This is a genomic window from Xanthomonas sp. NCPPB 3570 (assembly GCF_056725115.1).
In genome coordinates this window covers 3480367-3506727 of sequence record NZ_CM161513.1, presented here as the reverse complement: position 1 = coordinate 3506727, position 26361 = coordinate 3480367, and the positions used below count along the sequence as shown (strand labels likewise).

Below are 26361 nucleotides of genomic sequence, written 5' to 3'. Positions count from 1 at the left end.
CCGTGCATCCAGGCTGAACGCCAGCCGTCGCACGCTGGAACTGGTGCGCATCGCGACGGTCACACCTCCATTGTCCGATGGAGATGTGCATCCCATGCAGTCGCGTCCTTCGTTCTGGCCGTGGATCCTGGTCGCCGTGCTGGTGGCCGCCGCTGCGGCATGGTTGTTCCGCGACAACATCGCAGCGTTATGGCCGGCCGCCGCGCCGGCGCCTGCCGCAGTCGCACCGGCACCCGCCGCGGCTCCACCTGTCGCGCCGACCGCGCCCGCGCCGGCGGCAACACCTCCGCCGATCCAGCACCCGATCGATGCCGCGGCCGCTGCCGATGCGGCGATTCCGGCGCTGGCCGCCAGCGACGACGCAGCCTGGTCGGCACTGAGCGCGCTGGCCGGCGGCGACGCACCGCTGGCGCTGCTGCTGCGCGACCACCTGATCCAGCGTCTGGTGACCATGGTCGACAACCTGACCCAGCGCCGCGTCACTGCCCGCTCCCTGGCGCTCAAGCAGGTGCCGGGCGACCTGCAGGTGAGCACCGATGCCAGCGGCGCCAGCGTCATCGCCGACGCAAATGCGCAGCGCTATGCGCCCTACGTGGAGGCGTTCACCCGCGCCGATCCGGGCACGGCGGTGGCGACCTACCGGCGCTTCTATCCGCTGTTCCAGCAGGCCTACGTGGAGCTGGGCTATCCGCAGGGCTACTTCAACGATCGGCTGGTGCAGGTGATCGACCACCTGTTGCAGACCCCGACACCAACCGCGCCGCTCGCGGTGGAGATGGATCCGGTGCGCGGCAAGTACCGCTTCGTGGATCCGGCGCTGGAATCGCTGTCGATCGGCCAGAAGGCGCTGCTGCGCATGGGCCCGACCCAGGCCGCTGCGGTGAAGGCGCAATTGCGTGCGGTGCGCGTGGAATTGACGCGGACCTGAGCCGGACGCGAGGCGCGTGCCGCGTCATGCGGTCGCGGGCTTTTGTTCTCGCAGGAGCGGCTTCAGCCGCGACGGGCCTTACCGGGAAATGCCCATCGCGGCTGAAGCCGCTCCTACAACCGCGATGCCGTCATCTGCCAGCCCGCCGGGTGACAGCGGTCTTCCGGTAAATGACAAGGCCGTCGGCCCACTCACCCATCCAGCTCCGGGTAATGCCGGAAGATGCCGTTCTCGTTGAACGGCAGGCGCCGTGGCGAGGCCAGGTAGGCGGCGATGCCCGGGCGCTCGCACACGCGCTGCTGCAGCGCGCGCAGCCGCGGCAGCTTCGGCGACAGTTTCTTCATCGCCTGCGGAAACGCGTAGTCCAGTCCGCTCATCAGCTGGAACAGCGACAGATCCACATAGGAATGCTCGCGCAGGACGTGGCGCCCGCCGCCCTGGTCCAGCACCTGTTCGAAATAGCCCAGGAACTTCGGCAACCGCTGCTTGCGCAGGTCTTCGGCGCGGCGCTGTGCCTCGGCCTTCTGGTCCTCGTAGTACAACCCGCTGGCGATGGGATGGTGGCTGTCGTGAACCTCGGCGACCAGGTCGGCGATGGTCAACTGCAACTGCAGCGCCTGCAGCCGCCGCGAGTCGCTGTCCGGCACCAGGCCCAGCGGCGGGCCGAGGTAGTGCAGGATGTTGGCGACCTGGGCGATCACCAGCCGGCCGGCCTTGAGGAACGGCGGTGCGAACGGCCGCGCGCCGGCATGGGCGCCGTCGAGGAAGGGCTGCATCGCCGCATCGCTCTGCTCGCGGGCCACGTCGCGGTAGCCGGCGCCGGCATCCTCCAGCGCCAGCCGCACGAACTCGCCGCGGCCCTGGATGCCGGTCCAGTAGTAGAGCTCGTAGTGCATGGCAGGTCCTGCGCGTGGGGACGAAGCGCCGAGGGTAGCGCCCTTGCGGTAGTGGCGTGTGACTGGCAGGTACCAAAGTGCGGCCAACGGCACACCGCGTCGCGGTGCTCCTGCGTAGCGTATACAGACGCCGCCGACGGCCTTGAAACAGAAGCGGACAGCCGCATTTTGCTGGCATGCCGGCACGGCCGGCCCTTTCTTTCAGAGGACTTCCCGATGCGGATGGACAAGCTCACCTCGCGCTTCCAGCAGGCCCTGGCCGATGCGCAGTCGCTGGCCGTGGGCCGCGATCACACCATCATCGAACCGGTGCACGTGTTCGTGGCGCTGCTCGACCAGGCCGGTGGCAGCACCCGGCCGTTGCTGGCGCAGGCCGGCGTCAACGTGCCGGTGCTGCGCGAGCGCCTGGGCGAGGCGCTGGACAAGCTGCCCAAGGTCAGCGGCCAGCCCGGCAACGTGTCGATGGGCAACGACCTCAGCCGCCTGCTCAACCAGACCGACAAGCTGGCGCAGCAGCACAACGACCAGTTCATCGCCAGCGAGTGGTTCGTGCTGGCCGCGGCCGACGACGGCGGCCCGTTGGGCCTGGCGCTGCGCGCGGCCGGCGCCGACAAGAAGAAGCTCGAAGCCGCCATCGACAAGCTGCGCGGCGGCGAGACCGTACAGTCGGAGAACGCCGAGGAACAGCGCCAGGCGCTGGAGAAGTACACCATCGACCTCACCGCGCGCGCCGAGAGCGGCAAGCTCGATCCGGTGATCGGCCGCGACGAGGAAATTCGCCGCACCGTGCAGGTGCTGCAGCGGCGTACCAAGAACAACCCGGTGCTGATCGGCGAGCCCGGCGTCGGCAAGACCGCCATCGTCGAGGGCCTGGCCCAGCGCATCGTCAACGGCGAAGTGCCCGAAGGCCTGCGCGGCAAGCGCGTGCTGTCGCTGGACATGGGCGCGCTGATCGCCGGTGCCAAGTTCCGCGGCGAGTTCGAGGAGCGGCTCAAGGGCGTGCTCAACGACCTGGCCAAGAACGAAGGCCAGATCATCCTGTTCATCGACGAACTGCACACCATGGTCGGTGCCGGCAAGGCCGATGGCGCCATGGACGCGGGCAACATGCTCAAGCCGGCGCTGGCGCGCGGCGAGTTGCACTGCATCGGCGCCACCACCCTGGACGAGTACCGCAAGTACATCGAGAAGGACGCGGCGCTGGAGCGGCGCTTCCAGAAGGTGTTCGTCGGCGAACCGACGGTGGAGGACACCATCGCCATCCTGCGCGGACTCAAAGAGCGCTATGCGGTGCACCATGGCGTGGAGATCACCGACCCGGCGATCGTCGCCGCGGCCACGCTGTCCAACCGCTACATCACCGACCGCCAGTTGCCGGACAAGGCCATCGACCTGATGGACGAGGCAGCCAGCCGTATCCGCATGGAGATCGACTCCAAGCCGGAGGAACTCGATCGCCTGGAACGGCGCCTGATCCAGCTCAAGATCCAGCGCGAGATGCTGAAGAAGGAGAAGGACGAGGCCTCGCGGCAGCGCCTGGCCGACCTGGAGAGCGACATCGACAAGCTCGAGCGCGAGTTCTCCGACCTGGACGAGGTGTGGAAGTCGGAGAAGGCGGCGCTGCAGGGTGCGACCAAGATCAAGGAGCAGATCGAGCAGGCCCGCGTGGAACTGGAGGCCGCGCAGCGGCGCCAGGACTACGCCAAGATGAGCGAGATCCAGTACGGCCTGCTGCCGAACCTGGAGAAGCAGCTGGCCGCGGCCAACGAGGCCGAGCAGCACGACTTCAAGCTGGTGCAGGACCGCGTCACCGCCGAGGAGATCGCCGAGGTGGTGTCGCGCTGGACCGGTATCCCGGTCAACAAGATGCTCGAGGGCGAGCGCGACAAGCTGCTGCGCATGGAGGACGAACTGCACCAGCGCGTGGTCGGCCAGGAAGAGGCGATCAAGGTGGTGTCCGACGCGGTGCGCCGCTCGCGCGCCGGCCTGTCCGATCCGAACCGGCCCAGCGGCTCGTTCCTGTTCCTGGGCCCCACCGGCGTCGGCAAGACCGAGCTGTGCAAGGCGCTGGCCGAGTTCCTGTTCGACAGCAGCGACGCGATGATCCGCATCGACATGAGCGAGTTCATGGAGAAGCACTCGGTGGCGCGGCTGATCGGCGCGCCTCCGGGCTATGTCGGCTATGAGGAAGGCGGCTACCTGACCGAGGCGGTGCGGCGTCGGCCGTATTCGCTGATCCTGCTCGACGAGGTCGAGAAGGCGCACAGCGACGTGTTCAACATCCTGCTGCAGGTGCTCGACGACGGTCGCCTCACCGATGGCCAGGGCCGCACCGTGGACTTCCGCAACACCGTCATCGTGATGACCTCCAACCTCGGTTCGCACCAAATCCAGGAGCTGAGCGGCGACGGCAGCGCCGAGGCCTATACGCAGATGAAGGCGGCGGTGATGGGCGTGGTGCAGGCGCACTTCCGCCCGGAGTTCATCAACCGCCTGGACGACATCGTGGTGTTCCATCCGCTGGACAAGGCGCAGATCAAGTCGATCGCGCGCATCCAGCTGCACGGCCTGGAGAAGCGCCTGGCCGAGCGCGGGCTGAAGATCGAACTGAGCGACCGCGCGCTGGAGCTGCTGGGCAACGTCGGTTTCGACCCGGTGTACGGTGCGCGCCCGCTGAAGCGCGCGATCCAGGCGCAACTGGAGAACCCGCTGGCGCAGCAGATCCTGTCCGGCCAGTTCCTCAGCGGCGACACCATCAAGGTCGAGGCCGAGGGCGGCAAGCTGGTGTTCGAGAAGGCGTGATGGATTCCGTCGCGCAGGCGCCGCAGGCGCGCACCGCCGCGTCTGCGGCGCGCGCTGTCGATCGACATGGACGGCGTGCTGCGGCTGTGGCCCGCTGACGACGCCGAACTCGAGCGCGCGCACGGCGTTATGTGGACGCAGAAACCTTGCGTGCCTGGCTGCTCGCACAGGGCGCGCTCGGCGACGACTGAGTCCGGCAGGCCCCCACGCTGCCGGCCATAGCGCTGACAACTCAACGGCATGGCCTCATAACCGCAGGTTTGCATCTGCGGTTGCGCGCGGCGCTATCGTCTGCGCTCCCTCGTTGCCGAGATGCGCGCATGTCCGACCCGAACTGGAAGCTGGAAACCATCGCCGTGCACGGCGGTTATCGCCCCGATCCGACCACCCGCGCGGTAGCGGTGCCGATCTACCAGACCGTGGCCTATGCCTTCGACGATACCCAGCACGGCGCCGACCTGTTCGACCTGAAAGTGCAGGGCAACATCTACAGCCGCATCATGAACCCCACCACCGACGTGCTGGAGCAGCGCATCGCCGCGCTGGAAGGCGGCATCGGTGCGCTGGCGGTGGCCTCCGGGCAGGCGGCGGTGACCTACGCCATCCAGACCATCGCCGAGGCCGGCGACAACATCGTCTCCTCCAGCGCGCTGTACGGCGGCACCTACAACCTGTTCGCGCATACGCTGCCGCTGTCCGGCATCCAGACCCGCTTCGCCGACTACCGCGATCCGGGCGCCTTCGCCGGGCTGATCGACGAGCGCACCAAGGCTATCTTCGTCGAGTCGATCGGCAACCCGCGCGGCAACGTCACCGACCTGGAAGCGGTGGCCGCCATCGCCCACGCCCATGGCGTGCCGCTGATCGTCGACAACACCGTGCCCACGCCGTACCTGCTGCGGCCGTTCGAGTTCGGCGCCGACATCGTGGTGCATTCGCTGACCAAGTACCTGGGCGGCCATGGCACCAGCCTGGGCGGTGCGATCGTCGATTCCGGGCGCTTCCCGTGGGCGGCGCACGCACAGCGCTTCCGCCGCCTCAACGAGCCGGACGTGAGCTACCACGGCGTGGTCTACACCGACGCGCTGGGCGAGGCCGCCTACATCGGCCGTGCGCGGGTGGTGCCGCTGCGCAACACTGGCGCGGCGCTGTCGCCGTTCAACGCCTTCCAGATCCTGCAGGGCATCGAGACGCTGCCGCTGCGCATGGACCGGATCAATCAGAACGCGCTGGCACTGGCGCGGCACCTGCAGGGCGAGGCCAAGGTGGAGTGGGTCAATTACGCTGGCCTGCCGGACCATCCCGAGCACGCGTTGGCGCAGAAGTACCTGCGCGGGCACGGCTCCGGCGTGCTGACCTTCGGCCTGCGCGGCGGCCGCGCCGCCGGCGCGCGCTTCCTCGACGCGCTGCAGTTGTTCACCCGCCTGGTCAACATCGGCGACGCCAAGTCGCTGGCCACGCATCCGGCGTCCACCACGCATCGCCAGCTCTCGCCCGAGGAGCTGCAGCGCAGCGGCGTCAGCGAGGACACGGTGCGGCTGTCGGTGGGCATCGAACACATCGACGATCTGCTCGCCGACCTGCAGCAGGCGCTGGCGCAGGCCTGAGCGCGCGGCAGCATCGCCGCGATGGAGGCTTCTGCAGCACTGCTTGTGGGGCTTTAGGGCACTGAAGTGCCCTGTAGGAGCGGCTTCAGCCCGACGGGGGCGTTCCCGGCAGCCCATCGCGGCTGAAGCCGCTCCTACCGGGCAACTAGACTCCGGCTCGCTGGGCCGGAGGCAGCTGACGAGAGGCGCCTTTCAATCGGACACACGCCAATCGGCGAAGATCTCCAGCAGGAAATCGACGAACGCGCGCACCTTGCGTTCCTGGGTGGCGCGACGCGGATAGAGCGCGGTGATCTCCAGATCCGGCCAGCGTTGCCAGTCTGGCAGCAGGCGCACCAGTTGGCCCTGGTCCAGTCGCGCCTGCACCAGCGGCTGGGAGAGCAGGGCGATGCCGGCCCCTTGCGCCACCTGGCGGATCACCGTGGTCGATTCGTTCGAAATCAGCAGCGGCCGCAGGGTCAGCTCGATCGATTCGCCGGTGCCGTGCCGCAACGCCCAGACCACGAGCGGGGCATCCACGCCGACCGCGAGCACCGCGTGGCCGAGCAGGTCCTTGGGATGCGCAGGCGTACCGGCACGGGCCAGATAATCGGGACTGCTCACCAGGATGGCGCGCGAGGCGCCCAACGGCCGCGCAACGTAGCTGGAGTGGGGCGGTGGCCCGACGTGGACGGTAACGTCCAGGCCATGGCTGAGCAGGTCCAGCGGCTGATCGTCGTAGGTCAGCGCCAGTTGCACGCCTGGATGGCGCTGGCGGAATCGCGCCAGCTGCGGTTCCAGCACCAGCAGGCCCAGCGCATAGGGAGCCAGCACACGCAGGGTGCCGCGCGCCTGCGCGCGCAGGTCGCGCGCGTCCTGCACGGCATCCTGCAGGGTCTGCTCGGCCTCCACGCACCGGGCATAGAAGGCGCGCCCGGCCTCGGACACCGCCAGCCGACGGGTGCTGCGATGGAGCAGTTGCACGCCCAATGCCTGTTCCAGTGCCTTGATGCGACGGCTGACGCTGGTCAGCGGCACGCGCGCCTGGCGGGCGGCGGCGGTGAGGCTGCCGTGTTCGACCACGCGCAGGAACAGCCGTACGTTGTCGAAGTCCACGCGGGCGGCGCGCGCGCTTTCTTCCGTTTCTGGCAAGAGTCTATCCATCTCTGGCCGCATTATGCTGAAAACCGTCTGGCCCTACGATGAGGGCCATGCGCCTGCACAGCTTCGACGCGATGTCGATGGTCCGTCTCCGTCCTTCTCCCGAGGTGTGGTTTGCGCTGCGGACCACGGCCGCCGCGCTGCTGGCGCTGGCCATCGCGCTGCTCTGTTCGATGGAGGACCCCAAGTGGGCGGCGATGACGGTCTTCATCGTGGCCCAGGCCGACCGCGGCATGAGCGTGGTCAAGGCGCGCAACCGCATCGTGGGGACACTGGTGGGGGCGAGCATGGCCGTGGTGTTGATGGGCCTGTTCGGCCAGGCGCCGCCGTTGTTCATGATCGCGCTGGCGCTGTGGCTGGGTGCCTGCACCGGCATGGCCAGCGTGGTCTCGGCCTTCCGCAGCTATGGCGTGGTGCTGGCCGGCTACACGGCGGTGATCGTGGGCATGTCTTCCACCGCCCATCCGCAGCAGGTGTTCGACATCGCCGTGGCGCGCGCGACCGAGATCCTGCTCGGCATTGCGGTCGAAGGCGCGATGGCGTCGATCTTCTCGCCGGCGTCGCCGCGCCCGGCACTGGAGGCGCGGCTGGAGGCGTATCTGCGCCAGGGCAGTGCGCTGGCTGCGCGGCTGCTGCGCGGCGAGGCGACCGGCACGCAGATCCACGGCTTCTTCGCCAGCGCCTTGGCGCTCAACGACGCGGTCGACTATGCCGCCGCGCGCTCGCGCGAGATCGCGCGGCTGGGCGGGCGCCTGCGTCACATCAGTTACCTGATGCTGGCGCAACTGTTGGCGGCGCAATCGTGCCGGGTCGGCCTGGATGGACGCGCGCCTTCGCGCGCGCTGCGCGGCGTGCACGACCTGTTGGTCCAGCGTGCCGAGGGCCGCTCGCCCGGCGAGGAAGCATTGGCCGCCACGCTGGGGCGGCTCGATCGGCGCCATCGCCGCCTGCGCCGGCTGTGCATGCAGCGGCGCGACGCCTTCGACCGCGCCTTCGCGCTGGAACACGCGCGTACCATCGTGCGCGACTTGCAGGCCAGCCAGCAGGAACAGACGGCGTTCGAACAGGGCCAGCCGTCGCGCCGTCGCTTCGCCACGCGCCGCCATCGGGACCTGTACGAAGCGGCGTACAACGGAGTGCGCGCCTTCCTGGCGATGGGGGCGGCGTCGCTGTTCTGGGTCTACAGCGGCTGGAGCGCCGGTGCCGGCATGGTGACCATCGTCGGCGTGGTGTGCGCGCTGTATGCGACCCGGCCCGATCCGGTGTCCGGGAGCATCGGCTTCCTCAAGGGCGCCGGGTTGGCGGCGCTGGCCGCCTTCGTGTGCATCGTCTGGCTGCTGCCGTGGGTGGAGGATTTCGCCGGGCTGGCGGCGGTGCTGGCGCCGTTCCTGATCCTGGCTGGGCTGGCGATGCGACGGCCGTCGACGGCCGCGCTGGGCGCCAGCGGCTCGATCTTCTTCCTCGATCTGGTGGGGCCGCTCAACGGCACCACGACCGGCGTGGTGCAACTGTTCAATGGCGCGCTGACGCTGTTGCTGGGCATCGGCATCGGCGTGCTGATGTTCACCGTGCTGCTGCCCAGTGGGGCCGAGCGCTACCTGCGCCGGCTGCGGCGTTCGGTCGATGCCGATCTCGCGGCGATCGCGCTGCATCCGCGGCGCATGCAACGACGCGCATGGTTCGGCCTGATGGCCGATCGCATGCGCGCGCGCCTGGGCCTGGCCGCCGCGCTGCCGGAGGCGACGCTGCAGCGCGACCTGGCCGCCTTGCTCGGCGCGCTGGGCATGGGCAGCGACGCGCTCGATCTGGCGCGGACCGATGACGCGCCAGGGCCACGGGTGCGTGCGGTGCTGCGCCGGCTCGCGCGCGGCGACCTGCCGGGCGTGGCCCAGCAGGCCATGCGCGCGGCGCGCCACCATGCGGTTCTGGCGGGCGACCGTCTCGACGCGCAGGCCCAGGCGCACTGGCGCACGGCGATGGTGCTGTGGGACATGGCGCTTTGCGCGCGCGAGTACCTCCAGGCCGGCTCTGAGGACAGCGTGCAAGCGCAGGTGCCGCTGACGCCGTCGGTGACGCTGCCGTCCTGATCGGCGCGCGATTCGACCGGTCAGCCGGGCCGTGCCGGCAGGCTGTAACCGGCGTCGCGTCGGTCAGACCTGCGCGAATCCGCCGTCCACGAACACCTCGCTGCCGGTCATGAAGCTGCTTTCGTCCGAGGCCAGGAACAGCGCCGTCGCCGCGACTTCTTCCGCGCGCCCGATGCGGCCCAGCGGCACCTGCGCCGTCATGCCCGCGACGATCGCGTCCTGCTGGCCGGTGCCGGACAGCACCGCGTCCAGCCCCGGCGTTGCGATCGGCCCGGGCGAGAGCACGTTGACGCGGATGCCGGTGCCTTTCAGGTCCAGCGCCCAACTGCGCGCGAAGTTGCGCAGGGCCGCCTTGGTCGCGCTGTAGACGCTGAATGCCGCGGTGCCCATGCTGCCGGTGGTGGAGCCGGTGAGGATCACCGAGCCGCCGGCGCGCATCAGCGGCAGCGCCTTTTGCACGGTGAACAGCGTGCCTTTGACGTTGACGCCGAAGGTGCGATCGAAGGACTCCTCGGTGATCGAGCCCAGCGGCTGGAAGTCGCCCAGCCCGGCGTTGGCGAACAGCACATCGATGCGGCCCTTTTCGGCCTGGACCTGGGCGAAGACGCGGTCCAGATCGTCCAGCCTGGAAATGTCGCCCGGGATGGCGATGGCGTCGGCACCGATCAGGCGCAACGCCTTGTCCAGTTCCTCCTGCCGACGTCCGACGATGACGACCTGCGCACCTTCGGCGGCGAAGCGGATCGCGCTCGCCAGGCCGATGCCGCTGTTGCCGCCGGTCACCACTGCAATCTTGCCGTCGAGCCTGCTCATGCTGCGCTCCAGGGAATGGGGAGGCGGCACTGTAGAACCGAGCTATTCTTTTGAATAGTATGCACCATTTGGTAAGTACCTTCGGAGCGAGCGGACCATGGCGAATCCCACTTTCAGCTGCGGTCTCGAGGCCGCGCTGTCCGTGCTTGGCGGCAAGTGGAAGCCGCTGATCCTCTACAACCTGGCGAAGCACGTGCACCGCTACGGCGAGTTGCGGCGCGCCATCGGCGGGGTGACCGACAAGGTGCTGATCCAGCAGCTCAAGGAACTGGAACGCGATCAGGTCGTGGCGCGCATCGACTTCCAGGAGATTCCGCCCAGGGTCGAGTACGCGCTGACGCCCTTCGGGCAGTCCCTCGCGGCGGCGCTGGCAGGGCTGTGCGAGTGGGGCACGCAGCACATGCAGGAGATCGAGCGCATCAGTGTGCGCCGCGCGGCGTCCGTCGCCGACGCCGCGCGGCGTGCCGCCGAGGTCGACCACGGCTAGCGGTCGCCCGTCGCACAAGCTGGCCCGGCCCTGCCATGCCGCACGCACGTCGTTGTGCAGCGCCGCGGGACCGGTGCGCTGGGCCTGTCGCCCCGGTGCCGACGTCGTTCCCCACGCAACGCGGCGCGTGTCCCGATTCCCGCGCCGGGGGGGCCGACGCGCGCCGCGGTGCCGCGGGCGGCGGCGTCGGCCAGCCACACATGCAGCGCTTGCGTGCAGCGCCGCGCGATGCGGTGTTGACTGCCGTGGCCACGGCAGCGTGTGGACGGCCGCGGCGGCTAACGGAAGAACTGGCTCGGCGGCTGCCCGAACTGGCGCTTGAACATGGCAGTGAACGCGCTGGGGCTGTCGTAGCCCAATTCCACGGCCACGTCGATGATGCGGTCGCCGGCGGCCAGCCGCTCCAGCCCGCGCAGCAGGCGCAGTTGCTGGCGCCACTGGCCGAAGCGCATCCGCAGCTCACGCTGGCACAGGCGCTGGATGGTCTTGACGTCCACGCCCAGCGTCGCGGCCCAGGCGTGCAGGGTGGTGGGGTCGGCCGGGTCGGCATCGAGCGCGGCGCCGATGCGCAGCAGGCGCGGATCGCGCGGCTGCGGCAGGTACAGCGGCAGCGCCGGCAGCGCGTGCAGTTCGTCCAGGATCAGCCGCATCAGCCGCCCGTCGCGCGAGTCGGCGGCGTGGTCCCAGGGGATCTCCGCGGCGCTGCGGATCAGCGCTTCCAGCAGCGGCTCCACCGCCATCACCGCCGGCGTGTCAGGCATGCCGGCGATCGCGGCGGGGCGGATGTACAGGCTGCGCATGTGCAAGCTGCCGATCCAGCGCACGCTGTGCTCGGTGCCGGCGGGGATCCACAGCGCGCGCGTGCTCGGGACCACCCAGTGGCCCTGGCCCGAACGCACCACCATCAGTCCGGACACTGCGTAGATCAACTGGTGACGCGCATGGCGGTGCGGGGCGATGGCGCTGTCGGGTGCGTAGTCGACGGCCTTGCACACCACGTCGGCGGGCGCGTCGTCCGCGTTGCGCGTGGAGCGCGGCACCAATGCGCCCTTTTTGCGATGGTTGCTGGGCATGTCGCGCAAGAAGGTCGAGACAGGGAAGCCTACCATGCACGCACTCCCGGCAATGCCCGTCCCGCCATGTCCACTTTGCGTCCTGCCGCGCCCGTCGTTTCCTCCCCCGCCGCTCCCGCCGCCCCCCGCAAGGTCGCGTCCGGCGTCCTGGCCGCGATCACCTCCTCGCACCTGATCAACGACATGATGCAGTCGCTGATCCTGGCGCTGTACCCGGTGCTCAAGGGCCAGTTCCAACTCAGCTTCGCCCAGGTCGGCCTGATCACCCTCACGTACCAGATCACCGCCTCGCTGTTCCAGCCGCTGATCGGGCTGCGCACCGATCGCCGGCCGGCGCCGTACTCGCTGCCGCTGGGCATGAGTTCCACGTTGTGCGGCCTGTTGCTGCTGGCCTATGCGCCCAGCTTCGCCATGGTGCTGCTGGCAGCGGCGCTGGTCGGGATCGGCTCGGCGATCTTCCATCCCGAATCCTCGCGCATCGCGCGGCTGGCCTCGGGCGGCCGCCATGGCCTGGCGCAATCGGTGTTCCAGGTCGGCGGCAATACCGGCACCGCGCTGGGGCCGCTGATCGCCGCGGCGGTGATCGTGCCCAACGGCCGCCACAGCGTGGCCTGGTTCGGCGGCGCGGCGTTGCTCGGCATCGCCCTGCTGTCCTACGTCGGGCGCTGGTACGCGCTGCACCTGCAGGCCGCGCGCGCGGCGCCGCGGCCGGTCGCCGCGGTACCGGCACTGCCGCGGGCCATGGTGGTGCGCATCGTCGGCATCCTGCTGCTGCTGATCTTCTCCAAATATTTCTACATCGCCGGGCTCAGCAGCTACTACACGTTCTACCTGATCCAGCGCTTCGGCGTCTCGGTGCAGAGCGCGCAGTTGCACCTGTTCGCGTTCCTGCTGGCCTCGGCGCTGGGCACGCTGATCGGCGGCCCGGTCGGCGACCGCATCGGCCGCAAGCCGGTGATCTGGGTGTCGATCCTGGGCGTGGCGCCGTTCGCGCTGGCGCTGCCGCACGTGGGCCTGCATGCGGCCACCGCGTTGACCGTGCTGATCGGCTTCGTGCTGTCCTCGGCGTTCTCGGCGATCCTGGTCTACGCGCAGGAGATGATGCCCGGGCGCATCGGCACCATCTCCGGGCTGTTCTTCGGTTTCGCCTTCGGCATGGGCGGCCTGGGCGCGGCGGTGCTGGGCCTGCTCGCCGACCACCACGGCATCGTCTTCGTGTACCAGGTGATGTCGTTCCTGCCGCTGCTGGGCATCGTCGCCGCACTGCTGCCGAGCCGGCGGCCGACGGCCTGACGATCGCGCAAGATCGGAACCGCGCGGCGCCTGCCGCTACGGCACACTGAGGTCGACCTCACGGAGATCGGCCATGCCTTCGACACGGACTTCCTCGCAGCAGCGCGGCATCGAACGGGCGCTGGCATTGCTGCAGCAGCGCTTGCAGGCCGGCGACGCGCTGCCCGACCTCGCCGAACTGGCGGCAGTGGCGCACCAGTCGCCGTTCCATTTCCATCGCGTCTACCGCGCCATGACCGGCGAGACCGTCGGCAGCAGCGTGCAGCGCTTGCGGCTGGTGCGCGCCTTGCATTTCCTGGCCGGTCCCAGGACGGTCGGCGAGATCGCGCTGGCGGTGGGCTACGAGACGCCGCAGGCGTTCGCGCGTGGTGTGCGCAGCCTGCTCGGGCTCAGTCCGAGCGGGCTGCGCGCAGATCCCGCGGCGCTGGCGGCAAGTATCCAGGCGCTGCTGCAGCCGCCGGTGCCGGCGCAGGATGCGGCGCCGTTGCAGGTGACGGTACAGACCCTGACACCATTCGAGGTGGTGGTGTTGCGCCGGCGCGGCGCCTTCGACGCGCTCGATGCCGGCTTCGGTCGCCTGTTCGCCTGGGCGCAGCGCGCCGGCGTGGCCGAGCGCCTGCAGACGCTGGCCGGGATTCCGCTCAGCGACCACCGCGATGTGCCTGCCGCTGCGCATGTGTTCGAGTGCGCGATGGGATTCGATGCGGTGGTGGCGCCGACGCGACCGTTCGTGCGGCGCACGCTCGGCGGCGGCGACTACGCGGTGCTGCGCCAGGTCGGCGCGTACGCGGGCCTGGAATCGGCGCTGGACCGGGTGTTGCGCGACTGGCTGCCGCACAGCGGCCATGCGCTGCGCGAGGCGCCGGTGCATCACATCTATCTGGACGACCCGGAAGCAGTGGACGAGGCCGACCTGCGTGCGGACCTGTGCGTGCCGGTCCGCCGCCTGCGCGGCTGAAGGCACACCCGCAACGGCCTGCATGGGGGGCGGTGCCGGGGCGACAGCGCGGCGACGTGGACAGCTTGGCGAAAGCCAGCGGCCGCATGCTGTCGCGCCGGCCGTCGTGCCCCCATCGCCGTCTCCGCATGCCTGTCATCGCCCTGGTCTCGTCCGTTGCCCACGCCTGGTCCACGCTGGTCGACCTGGTCGCCAGCCATGCGGTGGTGCCGCTGCTGGCGGCGCTGCACCTGACCGGGCTCAGCGACGATCCGCACGACATCGCCGCCTCGCTGCTGGTGGCCGCGCTGCAACTGTCCATCATCGGTGTGCTGTTCCGGCCGCTGGAGAGCCTGTGGCCGGCCGAGCGCTGGGACCATCGGCGGCTGGCGCGGATCGACTTCCACTACACCTGGTTGATGCTGATCGGGGTGTTCCCGCTGTTCTCGTTCCTGATCCTGACCCCGGTGGTGAACGCGCTGGGCGGCGCCGACCCCAACGCCGCGGCGGCGCCGGAGACCGGCCTGCGCCATCTGTGGCCGTGGCTGGACCAGCATCCGCTGGTGCTGTTCGCGCTGTACTACCTGGCCTACGACTTCACCTACTACTGGATGCACCGGGTGCAGCACTGGATGCCGTGGTGGTGGGCGATGCACAGCATGCACCACAGCCAGCGCCAGCTCAGCTGCTGGGCCAACGACCGCAGCAACTATCTGGACGGCATGCTGCAGTCGTTCGTGCTGGCGGCGGTGGGCATCGCCTTCGGCATCGAGGCCGACGAGTTCGCCTGGCTGATGCTGCTCGGCGAGCTGGTGCAGAACCTGTCGCATGCCAACACCCGTTTCGGCTTCGGCCCGGTGCTCGACAAGATCCTGGTCGATCCGCCGTTCCATCGCCTGCACCACATGCGCGTGGACCCGGAGCGGCCGGGCCTGCACAACTGCAACTTCGGCCAGGTGTTCGCGTTCTGGGACGTGCTGTTCGGCACCGCGCTATACGGCGAGCCGGTGCGGCCGACCGGGGTGGGCGACCCGATGGTGGACCGCGACAACGAGCTGGGCCTGGTGGCGCTGCAGGTGGAAGGACTCAAGCGCTTCTGGGGCGCGGTGCGGCGGCGTTCCGGATGGACGCCGGGCGAGGTCGCGTTCGGCGAGGACTATGCGCCGATCCCGGTGGATCATGCTGGTTTGCCACTGCATGTCGAGCCGCCTGCGGCTGCGGCTTCTACGCCGGCGTCGAATGGTTGAAGGGCCGGGATTGGGGAGTCGGGATTGGGGATTCGTAAGAGCGGTGGCGGTTGGCAATGCGGTTGTTACCGGTCTCGCTGGCTGTCGTACCCTCACCCCAGCCCCTCTCCCGAGGGGAGAGGGGCTTAGCTTTTTCCTTCTCCCCTCGGGAGAAGGTGCCCCGAAGGGGCGGATGAGGGTACGGGCGCAGCCTCGTGCACCCAAACATCGCGAGACGCTTCGCGCCGGACCCTCACCCCAACCCCTCTCCCGGGGGGAGAGGGGCTTACTGGGCTCACTGCTTTTTGAGACAACCGCTCATGAAGGTCTTGCGGGCGTCGCCCTGCAGTTTCTGCGTCGCGGCTTGCGCGTTGCAGTCCTTCATGCGTTGCTGCGAGGCGTTGCCGGCCGCCGGCGCGGTGCCGCCGCTGAGGCAGGCCTTCTGCGCGCTCTTGTACTCGTCGCCTTTCTTGCCCTTGTTCTGGGCCGAACACTTGGCCATCAGGGTCTGTTGTGCGGTCGGTGGCTTGGTCGCGGCGGTGGCCAGCAGCGGGGCGGCGGTGAAGCTCAGCAGCAAACAGGTGGCGGCGAAGCGAGCGGAACGGGTCATGGCGGCAGCTCCGGATGGTGTGCCGGCAGGGTGCGCCGGCACGGGCGAGCGGATCATGACGCGGCGGTGGCCGGGTCGGCAATGCGGCGCTGCGGCACGGCGTCGGCGGCCTGCGCCGGGCCTTCAAGGAACAGCATCTGCGGTGGTGGATGCATCAGGAACTGCTGGTGCGAGATGTTCCAGGCGTAGGCGCCGGCCAGCGGGAACGCCAGGCAGTCGCCCGGTGCCAGCGCGGCGACCGGCTGGTCGCGTGCCAGCACGTCCTTGGGCGTGCACAACTGGCCGACCAGTGTCACCCGCGCATCGCGCAGCACCGGTGGCTGCGTGCCGCGCAGCACCAGGAACGGATGGTCGTGGCCTTGCGCGGCCGGCGTGCGGAAATGATGGGTGCCGCCGCGGCTGATGGCGAACTGCGCGCCATGGCTGCGCTTGATGTCCAGCACCTCCATCAGGTACCAGCCGCAGGCGGCGCTGACGTAGCGGCCCGGCTCCAGACGCAGGCGCAGGCCTTCGCCATGCGTGCGCAGCAGCGTCGGCAGGCCCGCGCAGAACGCGGCCCAGTCGAACGAGGCCGCCGGATCGGCGTAGTCCACGCCGAAGCCGCCACCGGCATTCACCGTCAGCGGCCCAAGCGCGTAGGCCTGGCGCCAGCCCTGCACGGTCTGCAGGTAGTGCGCGATCAGGCGCAATTGCAGGTGCGCATCGCGCTGGTGCGACAGCAGGTGGAAGTGGAAGCCATCCAGGCGCAGTCCGCGCGCGCAACGCAGCACCTGCATGGCCGCGTCCAGGTCGTCCACGTCCAGGCCGAACGGCGAGGGCCGCCCGCCCATCACCAGGCGCGTGTCCTGCATGCCCGGCACCACGATGTTCAGGCGCAGGAACACCGACAGCGGCCGCTCCCTCGATGCGGCGATGCGCGCCAGCCGCTGCAGCTCGCCCAGGCTTTCCACATGCACGCTGCAGTCGGGGAGGCTGGCGGCCAGCTGCAGTTCGCTGTCGAGCTTGCCGGGGCCACCGAACAGCAGCCGGCGGCTCGGCTGATGCGTGTGCAGCCATTGCAGTTCGCCGCCGGAGGCCGCTTCGAAGCCGTCCACCCACGGCGCCAGCGTGCGCAGTACCGGCGGTTCGGCATTGGCCTTGGCCGCATAGAACAGCTCGCACTCGGCAGGCAGGTGTGCGCGCAGCATCGCCGCATGCGCCTGCAGCGCCGCCAGGTCGTAGACATACGCGCAGACCGGGCCGTCGGCCTGCGCGCGCAATTGCGCCAGCGCCGCGTGCAGGGGGGCGGGATCGATGCGCAGGCTCATGCCGCCGCCTGCTGCAGCGCGGCGCTGCCGATCGGGTTGGGCAGGAAGCTGTAGTCGGCATGGCGGTCGGCACGCTGCAGCAGGCGCAGGCGCAGGTTGTTCTTGGCCGGCAGTGGCGCGCCGTCGAGCAGGGCCTGCAGTGCCGGTTGCGTGCCGTGTCGCTGCTGCCATGCGCGCGCGATGTCGCCGACGATCTGCCACAGCTGGCGTTCGCGGCGGTCGTGGCCGTCGGCGAGGTGGAAGATCGCTTCGGCCAGGTTGTTGACCAGTGCGCAGTAGGCGATGCGGTTCCAGCCGCGTTCGGCGCTGTAGTACAGCGACTGCCGTGCGGTCTCGGACATGCCGGGCAGGCGCGCGGCCGGCCAGCGCGAAGGCAGCAGCTTTGTGCCTTCGAGGTCGCGGATCCACACCTGCGTCGGCAGGCCGTCTTCGCAACCGATCACGGTGTTCTGCAGGTGCGGCTCCAGCACGATGCCGTAGCCGAACCAGGCGCTCCACACACCGTCCAGCAGTAACTGTGCGTAAGCGCGGAACCAGGCTGCGGTGGCCGCCTCCAGGCTGCTGCCGCTGCGTTGCGCCAGCGCCTGCAGCGCGGCGGTGCAGGCCGGCTCGCCGCGCGCGTCGTTGGTGAACAGCGCACCGGCCACCTGCGGGCGATAGCGCGCCCGCTGCGCCGCGGGGATCGCCTGCCGGTACAGCACGCCGAAGCTCTCGCCGAGTTCGCGGCAGGCCTGCGCATCGGCCTCCAGCGCGGAGAAGTCCAGGTCGGTGGCGGCCGGCTCCAGCAGCACGTGGAAGCCGGGCACGCGCTGCGCCAGCGCCTGCCAGTCCGGCGCCAGCAGGCGGGTCAGCGCCACTGCGCTTTCCAGTTCGTACCAGGCGTTCTTGCGCACGCAGTTGGTCAGGCGCACGTGCACCGACAGCTTGAGGAAATGATCGAGGTCGGCGTGATACAGCGTGCGCACCGACGAGGTCGGGCGCAGCGCCAGGCCGCGTTCGCCCAGCGGTTCGATCCAGCCGCGCGCCTGCGCCTGGCGCAGCAGCGGATGTGCCAGCACGCGCTCGGCTTCCCACGGGTGGCACGGATACAGGTCGGCGCCGCCGCCAGCCTGCGCCAGCGTCGCGCGCACGTCATGGCCTTGCGCACGGTACAGGCGCGGGTCGATGCGGAACCAGAACAGCGGGAAGGCGCTGCGCGCTTCCGGCGCGCACGCCAGCACCTGGTCCAGCGGCACGCCCTCGCGGCTCTTGGGCGTGGGATGGAAGGCGTGGCCCCACAGCATCGATTGCTCGGCATCGATCAGCGCCTCGCCGGTGGGCTGGGCGGCGTCGGCCTGGCGCAGCAGTTGCGCGGTGATGGCGACGCTGTTGGCGCTCTGCGCCAGCAGTTCCAGGTTGGGCGCGTGCTCGCCTTCGCTGAGTTCCTGCAGCAGCAGGCGCACCAGCGCCTCAGCGTCCAGGCAGTGCCACGGACGGCCGTCGGCCTTCAGGTAGGGCGCCGAGGCGAAGCGGCAGCGGCCCAGGCGGTCTGCATGCGCCAGGCGCACGCACAGCGTCGCGCCCGAGGGCAGTTGCAGGCGTAGCCAGCGTTCGCCGGCGGCGGCCACGCCGGGACGGTCCAGGCCGCGGTAGTCGAAGTCGGCCTGGCCGCGACCGAGCGCGACTTCGCGCAGGTAGCAGTTGAGCCAGCAGGTGATCGCCTGCGCTTGCGCCAGGCTGTCGTGCCACGGGTCATGCATCGGCAACGGGGACATGGACGGTTCTCCGAACGGACGTGAGCATCAGGGCCGGCAGCAGCGCCAGCAGGGCGGCCGCTGCGGCGGCGAGGAACGGCACGGCCAGACCATGGCCTTGCACCAGGGCGCCGGCGAGGGCGCCGCCGGCGACGCCGGCGTACTTGCCGGCAGCATCGAAGCGGCCGAATAGCTGGCCAGCGCCGCGCCCGCCGGCGATCTCGGCTAGGCTGCGGTTGAGGCCGCGCAGGGCCATCCACATGCTCAGGCCGAACAGCAGCCGCGCGGCGATCAGCCAGCCCGGCGCGGGCGGCGCCATCTGCAGCAGGCAGGCCAGGGCGAACAGCGCCAGACCCGCCGGCAGCGGCGATGCGCGGTGGTCGCGGCCGCGCCAGCACGGCATCAGCACCAGGTAGACCAGGTGCGGCAGGCTGTACAGCAGGCCGGCGACCGCGCTGCTGCCGATGCCGTGCGCCTGCGCATACGGCAGGAAGTACGGGAAGGTCACCACCATCGCGAAGCAGAACAGGAACTGCGTGGTCCACAGCGCCCAGCGCTGGCGGCGCTGCGCGGCATCGGTGTGCGGCAGGGAAGGCGTGGACGTGGTTGTCGCCGGCGCGCGTGGCGGATCGTCCGGCAAGCGCCAGCTCAGCGCGAAGGCGAGCAGCGGCAGCAGCGCCAGGTAGCGGTACAGCGACTGCGCCGGGCCCAGCGTGGTGGCCAGGCCGAGCAGGGCGGGGGCGGTGACCATCGCCAGCCGCGCCGAGAACTGGGTCCAGTCCAGCGCCCGCGCCAGCGAGCCGTGCTGCGCCTGGCTGCTGAGATAAGCGTTGGTCGCGGCCAGCGAGCCGCCGCACGCGCCCTGCACGACCAGGCCGGCGACCAGCCAGCCGAGGTTCGGCGCGAAGCCAGCCATGACGAAGCCCAGCGCCAGGCCGAGCTGCGCGCGCAGCAGCGAGCGCTTGCGTCCGTAGCGATCCGCCAGCCGGCCCCAGGCGCTGGCGGTGAGCGCGGTGCACAGCGTCGGCAGCACGTAGAGCACGCCGCTCCAGCCGATCGCCGCACCGGGCGCCAGCTGCTGCAGCACCTGCGGCAGGAACAGCGGCATGCCCAGCGCGGTGAAGGCCGCCAGGTAGTGCGCGGCCAGCACCGGGCCGAGGATGCGCTTCATCGTGCCGTCCCGGCTGCGGCCGCGCGCGTAGCCAGCGTATCTTCGCGCAGCAGGTTGGGCGCGCTGTCGCCGTAGAACTTGTTGATGTCCGCCGCGCCGGTGATCTGCTTGCCGAGCAGGCTGCCGGCGCTGAGCAGGTACTTCACCGGCAGCGTGGGCGCGTCCAGCAGCGCCTGCGCCGGCGCGGTGTCGATGCCTTCTTCGCGCAAGCTACGCAGGGTGCCGTGCAGGCGCGCGCGCAGCAGCGCGTACAGGGCCGTGCGCAGCCCTGGCTGCCATTCCGCCAGCCCTTCCAGCACCGCCTGCAGGTCCAGCTGCAGGATGATGGTGCAGAACATCCGCGCCAACGCGGCGTCGTCCTGCACCGGGATGCGTGTGTCGCGCGGCGTGCCCAACGCGGCCAGCGCCGGCCGTTGCGTGTGCAGCCGCGACAGCAGCACCCGCGCCGCATCGTTGTCCTTCATCAGCAGCCGCGGCGCGCGGCCGGCGGCGTAGATCAACACGCTGTTCTGCTGGTTCGCCTCCAGCGCGATGCCGTAGCGCAGCCACAGCCGCAGGTGTACCTCGCACATCAGTGCCAGGTAGCTGTCCCACCAGGCGGTGAGGTCGCCGCCATGGAAGCGCTCGGCCAAGTGCATAGCCAATGGGCGGCCATCGGGCAGCAGCGCGCACAGGCCGGCCACGGGGACCAGGGTCGCGTCCGGCATCGCCGGATAGCGGCGCAGTAGGTAGGACAGGTGCCGGGTCTCGCCGACATGGCCGGCATGCGCCTCGTCCACGTGCAGGTAGCGTTCGCCCAGGGACGGATCGTGCGCGGCGAGGTCGCGCAGCACGCGCTCGAACCATTGCCCGTCGTACAGCGTGGACGGCTTGATCAGGCGCAGGTTGAGTGCGCCCAGTGTGCGCATCGGCACCGGCAGCTTCAGATGATGATCGGGAAACGCCAGCGGAATCACCGTGCGCAACGACAGCGAGGGCCGCACCTGCAGCCACGGCTGCGGCGCGGCGATGGCGCCCGCCGGCAGGGCAAAGCCGTCCTCGCCCAGGCGTTCGAAGATCAGCGGATGCAGCGGCCAGGCGACATGGTCGGCGTCCAGCGCCGGGTCCAGGCCGAGCATGCTCGGGCGCGGCCAGAACGCCGGCGGCGGTGTGGTCTGGGTGACCTGCGCGGCCGGCAGCGCCAGCCAGCGCAGCGCGAAGCTGGGGCCGAACTCCGGCGCGTAGCGCGGCAGGTCGGCGTCGTCCAGGCCGAGCTTGGCACGCGCGCTGGGATAGAACGGATGGTCGCGGTGGCTGGCCAGTTGTTCGCAGCGGTAGGCGCGTTCGTGCGCGTCGGCGGCGTCCAGCGCGGTGGCCAGCAGCGGACGTTGCTGCGCATAGGCCTGCCGCGCCAGCGCACGCTGGCGCACCGCGCACTCGGCTTCTTCGACATAGGCGCGATGCAACGCCTGCGTCTCCGCATCGAGCCCGGCGCCGAGCCGCGCCAGCCATTGCGCCGCGCCGGATTCGCAGGCGCTGTGCTGCCCGGTGTGCAGCACCCAGTCGTCGCTGCAGGCGCTCACCGTCTGCAGGTAGCCGGCGCGGCGCAGCGGCAGCCACAGTTCGCCGTCGGGCAGGTGCGCGATGCGCCACCAGATGGCGTCCGCGGGCAGCGGTGCCTGCGCCCAGGCGGCGAGCACCGCCGGCGGCGGGGTGGCGGCAGCGCCGCGGCTGACGATGCCGCGCAGGTCTTCGCGCAGGCAGGCATCGATGACGCGCAGGTCGATGTAGCGGCGGTCGGCGTCCTGGCTCATGCGGCCGCTCCGATGCTGCTGTCGGTGCGCCAGTGCAGCGACGCCTCGGTGCTGGCCAGCGCCTGCTGCAGGTCCGCCTCGGTGTCGGCGAGCACGTCCAGCACGCCCAGGTAATCCTTGTTGGAATGGCTCAGGCGGATGGCGTCGCCGGGTTGCCGCAGGCGCCGGTAGCGCGCTTCCCAGTGCGCGTCGCTGCTGGCGTGGTCGGCACTGGCCACGGCCAGTGTGCCGTCGTGCTCGGCCACGTAGTAGCGCACCAGGGCGTGCGCGCGGCGCGCCTGCAGCGTAGGCAGTGGCCGACCCAGGTGCAGGCCGAGGACGCTGTCGAACCAGTGCCCGCCGAACAGGCGGTCGAGCAGGAATTCGCGGCCGTCGCCGATGCTGCGATAGTTGATCTCCACCAGCACCGGGCCGTCGGCGGTGAGGATGAACTCGCTGTGGCACACGCCGAAGCCGATGCCGAACGCCTGCAGTTGCGCCAGCGCCTGCTGCACGACCGCGGTGTCGGTGGCACCGCGCCAGCGCGCCTCGCACTCGACGAAATGTGGCGGCTCCGAGAGCTGCACGTCGAAGCCGCCGATCGGCTGCAGGTGGTGCCCGTCGCCGAGCGTTTCCAGGGTGAACAGCGGGCCGTCCAGCACGCTTTCCAGCAGCACGCTGCGCTGTGGGTGGCGCTGCCAGAAATCATCGAGGTAGGTCTGCAGCGCCGCTGTGTCGGCGCAGTGGCGCACGTCCATGCTCGCCACGCCTTCGCGCGGCTTGGCGATCAGCGGCCACGGCGCCTGCGCCGGCGGTTGCGTGCCCGGCGCCAGGCTGCAGAACCAGGGCGCCGGCAGGCCGAGCGCGCGCAGCCGCTGGCGCATCGCCGCCTTGTTCTTGGCCGCGTAGCAGACCTGCCAGTCCTTGCCGGGCACGCCGAGCGCGGCGGCGACCACGGCGGCGCTGGTCTGCAGGTGATCGCTGTTGCTGAACACTGCGCGCGGCGGCTGCGGCAGGCTGCCGAGCAGGTCGAGCACGCCCAGCGGATTGAACACGTCGCACTCCAGCACCTGCACCGGTGCGGCCGGCGGATGGCGGCGGAAGTGCTCGAGGTGGGCGTGGCGGTGGTCGGTCAGCAGCAGCACCGGCACGCCCAGGCGCTGCGCGGCGGGGAGGAAGCCATCGGTCACCGCCGGGTGGCAGACGTGGCTGAGGATCAGCAGGGGAGCGTCGTGCGGGGTCATGTGCGGGTCTCGTCGGGCGCAGGCGCATGCACGCCGCCGGCGCGGCCGCGCGGAGGCGGACACGGGAGGCATGCGCCGCGGCTGCGGCAGGGTCGCGTGGTTGCCTGGCGCATCGCATCGGGCGCGCGCTGGGTGGGAAAGGACGCGGCTGCGTCCGTTGCACTGGTCCGCGTCTCCCGCGGGCGGCGGCGCGCCGTGGTGGCGCGCGGTGGTGCGGCGTCCGGCGTCGTCGTCCGACGCCGGGATGGATCAGAACGTGTACTCGAGGCCGACGGTGACGCTGCGGCCCGGCGCCGGCTGCCGGCCCCAGGGGCTGGTGTCGATGCCGCGGTACCAGTACTTGCGATCGAACAGGTTGTTGACCGCCAGCGACGCGCTGAGCTTGCCGCTGGCACCTTCGCTGAGCACCTGGCTCAGCTGCGCGTTCCACACCCAGTAGGAAGGCAGTTCGCCGACCGATGCGATCGCGTTCTCCTGCACGGTGTTGGCCGCATCGCTGAAGGCGCGGCTGAAGTAATAGCTGGAAACGGCGACGGTGGTATGACCGGAGTCGGGCCGGTACGACGCACCGAGGGTGAGCTGGTTGCGCGAGGTGTAGGGCACGCGATTGCCGTCGTACACGCCCGATTCCTGCCGCGCGTCCAGGTAGGCGTAGCCGGCGTTGAGGGTCAGCGCGCGCAGTTGCGTCGGGCTCCACTGCACTTCCACTTCGGCGCCCTGGTGGCGGGTCTTGCCGAGGTTGCGATAGGTGCGCGTGGTGTTGTCGAGCTGGATCTGCTGGTCGAAGTCGATCAGGTAGCCGCCGAACTGCACACGAGTGCGTTCGTTGGGCTGGTAGCGCGCGCCGGCCTCGTAGTTCCAGGCCAGTTCGGCGTCGAGGTTGTCGCCGAAGATGATCTGGGTGACCTGCGGCGCGCGCAGCGAGCGCTGCCCGTCGGCGTACAGGTACCACTGTGGAGTGGCCTGGAATCCCAGGGTCAGGCCGGGCAGCACGTCGTCGGTCTTGTTGCGCGTGCGCACGCCGCTGGCCAGGTTGTAGTAGCGCGAATCGACCTGTTCGTAGCGCAGGCCGGGGGTGACGGTGACGCGGCCGTCGGCCAGGGAAATCGCGTCGCTCACGTAGGCCGCCGCGCCACGGTCCTTGAAGCGCCAGTCGCGCACCAGGGTGTACAGGCCATCGCTGAGGCGGGTGTTGCCGACCAGGAAGTCGATGTCCTCGTTGATCGCGCGCGCGCCCAGCGTCCACTGCTGGCGCACCGCGCCGTCGCCCATCGTCCAGCTCAGCCGCGGCTCGCTGCCATAGACGCGGAAATCGCGTGGCGCGCTCTGCCGCAGTTGCGGCGGCAGGTCGGGGCGCCAGGTCTCGCTGGCCGCCGAGCGCATGCCGACGATGAAGTTGCGGCTGCTGCGCGCGCTGAAATTGCTCCAGTCCAGGCGCAGGTCCTGGAACGGCCCTACATCGCCGAAGTCCTGCTCGTAGACCAGCGAGGCGCGGGTGGTGCGGCCGGTGAATTCGTCCAGCGGCCGCGTCGACTGGCGCGGATCGCGCAGGTAGTCGGCGACGGACAAGGCGCCGGCCATGTCCATGTCGGCGACGTAGCGCTGCACGCTGGCCTTGAGCAGCTTGTCCGGCGCCAGCCACCATTCCGCGCGCAGGCGCAGGTTCTTGATGTCGGTGGCGCTGTGTTCGCGCCAGTAGTCGCCCTTGGTCCAGTTGGCGTCCAGTTGCACGCCGAACGTGTCGCTGGCGTAGCCGCCGGTGCTGATCGCGGTGTCGCCCAGGTAATGCCCGGCGCCGCCGGCGGTGACCTTTTGGCCCAGCGTCGTGGTCCAGGTGGTGGGGATGTCCGGGCTGATCAGGTTGATCACGCCGCCGACGTTGTTGGGGCCGTACTGCACCGCCGCGCCGCCGCGCACGATGTCGATGCGGTCGATCTGGTTCAGGCCGACCGGGAACAGCGACAGGCTGGTCTGCCCGTACGGCGCCAGCGCCAGCGGAATGCCGTCCTCCAGCACCTGCACGCGGCCGCTGCGGCTCTCGTACAGGCCGCGCAGCATGATCTGCGGCAGCGCGCCGGTGCCGGTCTCGTCGAACACCTTGATGCCCGGCACCTTCTGCAGCGCGTCGTCCAGCGAGCGGTTGGCGCCGGTGCGCAGCTGCGCGTTGTCGATCACCTGGCGGCTGCCGGCGTAGTGCTGCACGTCCTCGACGGTGGAGCGGCCGAGCAGGCTGCCCTGCACCTGCACCGCGTCGAGCTGGCGGATCCGCGCCTGCGCGTCGGCGTCGGGCGGGGTGTCCTCGGCGCGCACGCTGGTGGGAGCGAGCATGGCGGCGGCGAGGGCGACGGCCAGCAGCGAAGGGGAAAGCGAAGCGATCAAGACGACGACTCCAACAGGAACGAAACGGTCAGGGGCTGCGCAGGTCGGCCGCGCGCTGGCGCAATGCGGCCTGCAGCAGCGCGCGGTCCTCGCCGGCGAACAGCCACTGCAGATCCGCCTGCGCCAGCCAGTGCGCGCGTTGCGCAGCGTCGCGCGGATTGGGGCAGAACGGGACGCCGGCGGCGCGACAGGCCGCGTCGATCGCCAGCAACTGCTCCCAGACCTGCGGGTGGGTGGGCTGCGGGCCAACGCCCAGGTCCAGCGCCAGGTCCAATGCGCCTTCCATTACCAGCGACACGCCGGGGACCTGCAGGATCTGCGGCAGCGCGCGCACGCCGGCGGCGCTTTCGATCATCGGGATCACGCGCAGGCGCTCACGGCTGCGGGCGATGTAGTCGGCCAGGGCCACGCTGCCGAAGCCGGTGACGCGGCCACCGGTGATGCCGCGGCGGCCGTGCGGCGGGAAGTGCGCGGCGGCAACCGCGCGCTCGGCCTGCTCGGCGCTGTCCAGCCCGGCCAGCACCACGCCGCGGGCGCCGGCGTCGAGCACCCGGCCGATCAGCTTGGCGTCGACCTCGGGCACCCGCACCCAGGCTTCGCAGCCGCCCAGCTCGCAGGCGCGGATGGCGTGTTCCAGCTCGGCCGGCGAGCGCAGCACGTGTTCCAGATCCAGCACCGCGAAGTCGTAGCCGACATGCCCGAACATCTCGCACAGCAGGGCACTGGGCACGGAGTTGAGCAACCCGATCTTGCAGGCCATGGGGGAGGGCGAGCGGAACTGGGGAAGGGAGCGCAATCCTGCCGCAAACGAGAATGCTTATCAAGAAGATTCGCTGCAAGGCTTCACGGCTGCTGT

20 protein-coding genes are annotated in these 26361 nt (G+C 70.4%); 8 read left to right on the top strand and 12 right to left on the bottom strand.

The genetic code is table 11. The features are described 5' to 3' along the window. The first annotated feature begins 94 nt into the window (after positions 1-94). Positions 95-928: a DUF3014 domain-containing protein gene (locus AC1PLR_RS15190; protein ID WP_481101520.1), complete on the top strand. Its 834-nt coding sequence runs from the start codon at positions 95-97 to the stop codon at positions 926-928. Between the two features lie 191 nt (positions 929-1119). Here the strand turns inward: AC1PLR_RS15190 and AC1PLR_RS15185 are convergent, their stop codons facing one another. After that, positions 1120-1824 carry a glutathione S-transferase gene (locus AC1PLR_RS15185; RefSeq protein WP_481101519.1) on the bottom strand — a complete coding sequence of 235 codons (705 nt, stop codon included), beginning with the start codon at positions 1822-1824 and terminating at the stop codon, positions 1120-1122. Positions 1825-2040: 216 nt separating this feature from the next. Here AC1PLR_RS15185 and clpB point away from each other — a divergent pair, with 216 nt between their 5' ends. Then, positions 2041-4626 carry an ATP-dependent chaperone ClpB gene (gene clpB / locus AC1PLR_RS15180; RefSeq protein WP_481101518.1) on the top strand — a complete coding sequence of 862 codons (2586 nt, stop codon included), beginning with the start codon at positions 2041-2043 and terminating at the stop codon, positions 4624-4626. Positions 4627-4946: 320 nt separating this feature from the next. After that, positions 4947-6233, top strand: a complete 1287-nt coding sequence (locus AC1PLR_RS15175) for an O-acetylhomoserine aminocarboxypropyltransferase/cysteine synthase family protein (RefSeq protein WP_481101517.1) — start codon at positions 4947-4949, stop codon at positions 6231-6233. A 192-nt stretch (positions 6234-6425) separates the two neighbouring features. Here AC1PLR_RS15175 and AC1PLR_RS15170 read toward each other — a convergent pair whose 3' ends face one another. Next, on the bottom strand, positions 6426-7364 hold the full coding sequence (locus tag AC1PLR_RS15170) for a LysR family transcriptional regulator (protein ID WP_481101516.1): 939 nt from the start codon (positions 7362-7364) through the stop codon (positions 6426-6428). Between the two features lie 59 nt (positions 7365-7423). Between AC1PLR_RS15170 and AC1PLR_RS15165 the strand changes: the two genes are divergently transcribed. Next, positions 7424-9460 carry an FUSC family protein gene (locus tag AC1PLR_RS15165; RefSeq protein ID WP_481101515.1) on the top strand — a complete coding sequence of 679 codons (2037 nt, stop codon included), beginning with the start codon at positions 7424-7426 and terminating at the stop codon, positions 9458-9460. A gap of 63 nt (positions 9461-9523) precedes the next feature. On the opposite strand, the gene AC1PLR_RS15160 is transcribed toward AC1PLR_RS15165, so the two are convergent. Further along, positions 9524-10273 carry an SDR family NAD(P)-dependent oxidoreductase gene (locus AC1PLR_RS15160; protein WP_481101514.1) on the bottom strand — a complete coding sequence of 250 codons (750 nt, stop codon included), beginning with the start codon at positions 10271-10273 and terminating at the stop codon, positions 9524-9526. A 97-nt stretch (positions 10274-10370) separates the two neighbouring features. On the opposite strand from AC1PLR_RS15160, the gene AC1PLR_RS15155 reads away from it, so the two are divergent. Then, positions 10371-10760, top strand: coding sequence for a winged helix-turn-helix transcriptional regulator (locus AC1PLR_RS15155; RefSeq protein WP_481101513.1), 390 nt, complete (start codon positions 10371-10373; stop codon positions 10758-10760). A 278-nt stretch (positions 10761-11038) separates the two neighbouring features. Here the strand turns inward: AC1PLR_RS15155 and AC1PLR_RS15150 are convergent, their stop codons facing one another. Further along, positions 11039-11869 carry an AraC family transcriptional regulator gene (locus tag AC1PLR_RS15150; RefSeq protein ID WP_371181352.1) on the bottom strand — a complete coding sequence of 277 codons (831 nt, stop codon included), beginning with the start codon at positions 11867-11869 and terminating at the stop codon, positions 11039-11041. 30 nt (positions 11870-11899) lie between these two features. Between AC1PLR_RS15150 and AC1PLR_RS15145 the strand changes: the two genes are divergently transcribed. The 3 genes from AC1PLR_RS15145 to AC1PLR_RS15135 all read left to right on the top strand — a co-directional run bounded on the left by AC1PLR_RS15145 (position 11900) and on the right by AC1PLR_RS15135 (position 15310). Then, a complete protein-coding gene (locus AC1PLR_RS15145; protein WP_481101512.1) occupies positions 11900-13126 on the top strand; it encodes an MFS transporter in 1227 nt (408 codons plus the stop codon). Between the two features lie 73 nt (positions 13127-13199). Further along, the gene (locus AC1PLR_RS15140; protein WP_481101511.1) at positions 13200-14084 is read left to right on the top strand and encodes an AraC family transcriptional regulator; all 885 of its coding nucleotides are present in this window, start codon (positions 13200-13202) and stop codon (positions 14082-14084) included. Positions 14085-14212: 128 nt separating this feature from the next. After that, positions 14213-15310: a sterol desaturase family protein gene (locus tag AC1PLR_RS15135; protein ID WP_481101510.1), complete on the top strand. Its 1098-nt coding sequence runs from the start codon at positions 14213-14215 to the stop codon at positions 15308-15310. Between the two features lie 274 nt (positions 15311-15584). Here the strand turns inward: AC1PLR_RS15135 and AC1PLR_RS15130 are convergent, their stop codons facing one another. From AC1PLR_RS15130 to AC1PLR_RS15095, 8 genes are all read right to left on the bottom strand, one after another. Continuing rightward, positions 15585-15899, bottom strand: coding sequence for a PsiF family protein (locus AC1PLR_RS15130; RefSeq protein ID WP_371181355.1), 315 nt, complete (start codon positions 15897-15899; stop codon positions 15585-15587). A 53-nt stretch (positions 15900-15952) separates the two neighbouring features. After that, entirely contained in the window at positions 15953-17206 is a 1254-nt protein-coding gene (locus AC1PLR_RS15125; protein WP_371181356.1) for a type III PLP-dependent enzyme, read from the bottom strand. Beyond that, positions 17203-18960, bottom strand: coding sequence for an IucA/IucC family protein (locus AC1PLR_RS15120; protein WP_481101509.1), 1758 nt, complete (start codon positions 18958-18960; stop codon positions 17203-17205). Before AC1PLR_RS15120 ends, AC1PLR_RS15125 begins: the two co-directional genes overlap by 4 nt. Then, the gene (locus AC1PLR_RS15115) at positions 18938-20110 is read right to left on the bottom strand and encodes an MFS transporter (protein ID WP_481101508.1); all 1173 of its coding nucleotides are present in this window, start codon (positions 20108-20110) and stop codon (positions 18938-18940) included. Before AC1PLR_RS15115 ends, AC1PLR_RS15120 begins: the two co-directional genes overlap by 23 nt. Further along, positions 20107-21903: an IucA/IucC family protein gene (locus AC1PLR_RS15110; RefSeq protein WP_481101507.1), complete on the bottom strand. Its 1797-nt coding sequence runs from the start codon at positions 21901-21903 to the stop codon at positions 20107-20109. The genes AC1PLR_RS15115 and AC1PLR_RS15110 overlap by 4 nt, the downstream gene beginning before the upstream one ends. Then, positions 21900-23126: an ATP-grasp domain-containing protein gene (locus AC1PLR_RS15105; protein ID WP_481101506.1), complete on the bottom strand. Its 1227-nt coding sequence runs from the start codon at positions 23124-23126 to the stop codon at positions 21900-21902. The genes AC1PLR_RS15110 and AC1PLR_RS15105 overlap by 4 nt, the downstream gene beginning before the upstream one ends. A 249-nt stretch (positions 23127-23375) precedes the next feature. Then, entirely contained in the window at positions 23376-25454 is a 2079-nt protein-coding gene (locus AC1PLR_RS15100) for a TonB-dependent receptor family protein (protein ID WP_481103612.1), read from the bottom strand. Between the two features lie 79 nt (positions 25455-25533). Next, the gene (locus AC1PLR_RS15095) at positions 25534-26265 is read right to left on the bottom strand and encodes an HpcH/HpaI aldolase family protein (RefSeq protein WP_481101505.1); all 732 of its coding nucleotides are present in this window, start codon (positions 26263-26265) and stop codon (positions 25534-25536) included. Positions 26266-26361 lie beyond the last annotated feature (96 nt).

Coding starts and splice junctions, on each gene's coding strand:
- AC1PLR_RS15190 (WP_481101520.1), top strand. CDS start 95: ATGCAGTCGCGTCCTTCGTTCTGGCCGTGGATCCTGGTCGCCGTGCTG.
- AC1PLR_RS15185 (WP_481101519.1), bottom strand. CDS start 1,824: ATGCACTACGAGCTCTACTACTGGACCGGCATCCAGGGCCGCGGCGAG.
- clpB (WP_481101518.1), top strand. CDS start 2,041: ATGCGGATGGACAAGCTCACCTCGCGCTTCCAGCAGGCCCTGGCCGAT.
- AC1PLR_RS15175 (WP_481101517.1), top strand. CDS start 4,947: ATGTCCGACCCGAACTGGAAGCTGGAAACCATCGCCGTGCACGGCGGT.
- AC1PLR_RS15165 (WP_481101515.1), top strand. CDS start 7,424: ATGCGCCTGCACAGCTTCGACGCGATGTCGATGGTCCGTCTCCGTCCT.
- AC1PLR_RS15160 (WP_481101514.1), bottom strand. CDS start 10,273: ATGAGCAGGCTCGACGGCAAGATTGCAGTGGTGACCGGCGGCAACAGC.
- AC1PLR_RS15155 (WP_481101513.1), top strand. CDS start 10,371: ATGGCGAATCCCACTTTCAGCTGCGGTCTCGAGGCCGCGCTGTCCGTG.
- AC1PLR_RS15150 (WP_371181352.1), bottom strand. CDS start 11,869: ATGGTAGGCTTCCCTGTCTCGACCTTCTTGCGCGACATGCCCAGCAAC.
- AC1PLR_RS15145 (WP_481101512.1), top strand. CDS start 11,900: ATGTCCACTTTGCGTCCTGCCGCGCCCGTCGTTTCCTCCCCCGCCGCT.
- AC1PLR_RS15140 (WP_481101511.1), top strand. CDS start 13,200: ATGCCTTCGACACGGACTTCCTCGCAGCAGCGCGGCATCGAACGGGCG.
- AC1PLR_RS15135 (WP_481101510.1), top strand. CDS start 14,213: ATGCCTGTCATCGCCCTGGTCTCGTCCGTTGCCCACGCCTGGTCCACG.
- AC1PLR_RS15130 (WP_371181355.1), bottom strand. CDS start 15,899: ATGACCCGTTCCGCTCGCTTCGCCGCCACCTGTTTGCTGCTGAGCTTC.
- AC1PLR_RS15125 (WP_371181356.1), bottom strand. CDS start 17,206: ATGAGCCTGCGCATCGATCCCGCCCCCCTGCACGCGGCGCTGGCGCAA.
- AC1PLR_RS15120 (WP_481101509.1), bottom strand. CDS start 18,960: ATGTCCCCGTTGCCGATGCATGACCCGTGGCACGACAGCCTGGCGCAA.
- AC1PLR_RS15115 (WP_481101508.1), bottom strand. CDS start 20,110: ATGAAGCGCATCCTCGGCCCGGTGCTGGCCGCGCACTACCTGGCGGCC.
- AC1PLR_RS15110 (WP_481101507.1), bottom strand. CDS start 21,903: ATGAGCCAGGACGCCGACCGCCGCTACATCGACCTGCGCGTCATCGAT.
- AC1PLR_RS15105 (WP_481101506.1), bottom strand. CDS start 23,126: ATGACCCCGCACGACGCTCCCCTGCTGATCCTCAGCCACGTCTGCCAC.
- AC1PLR_RS15100 (WP_481103612.1), bottom strand. CDS start 25,454: ATGCTCGCTCCCACCAGCGTGCGCGCCGAGGACACCCCGCCCGACGCC.
- AC1PLR_RS15095 (WP_481101505.1), bottom strand. CDS start 26,265: ATGGCCTGCAAGATCGGGTTGCTCAACTCCGTGCCCAGTGCCCTGCTG.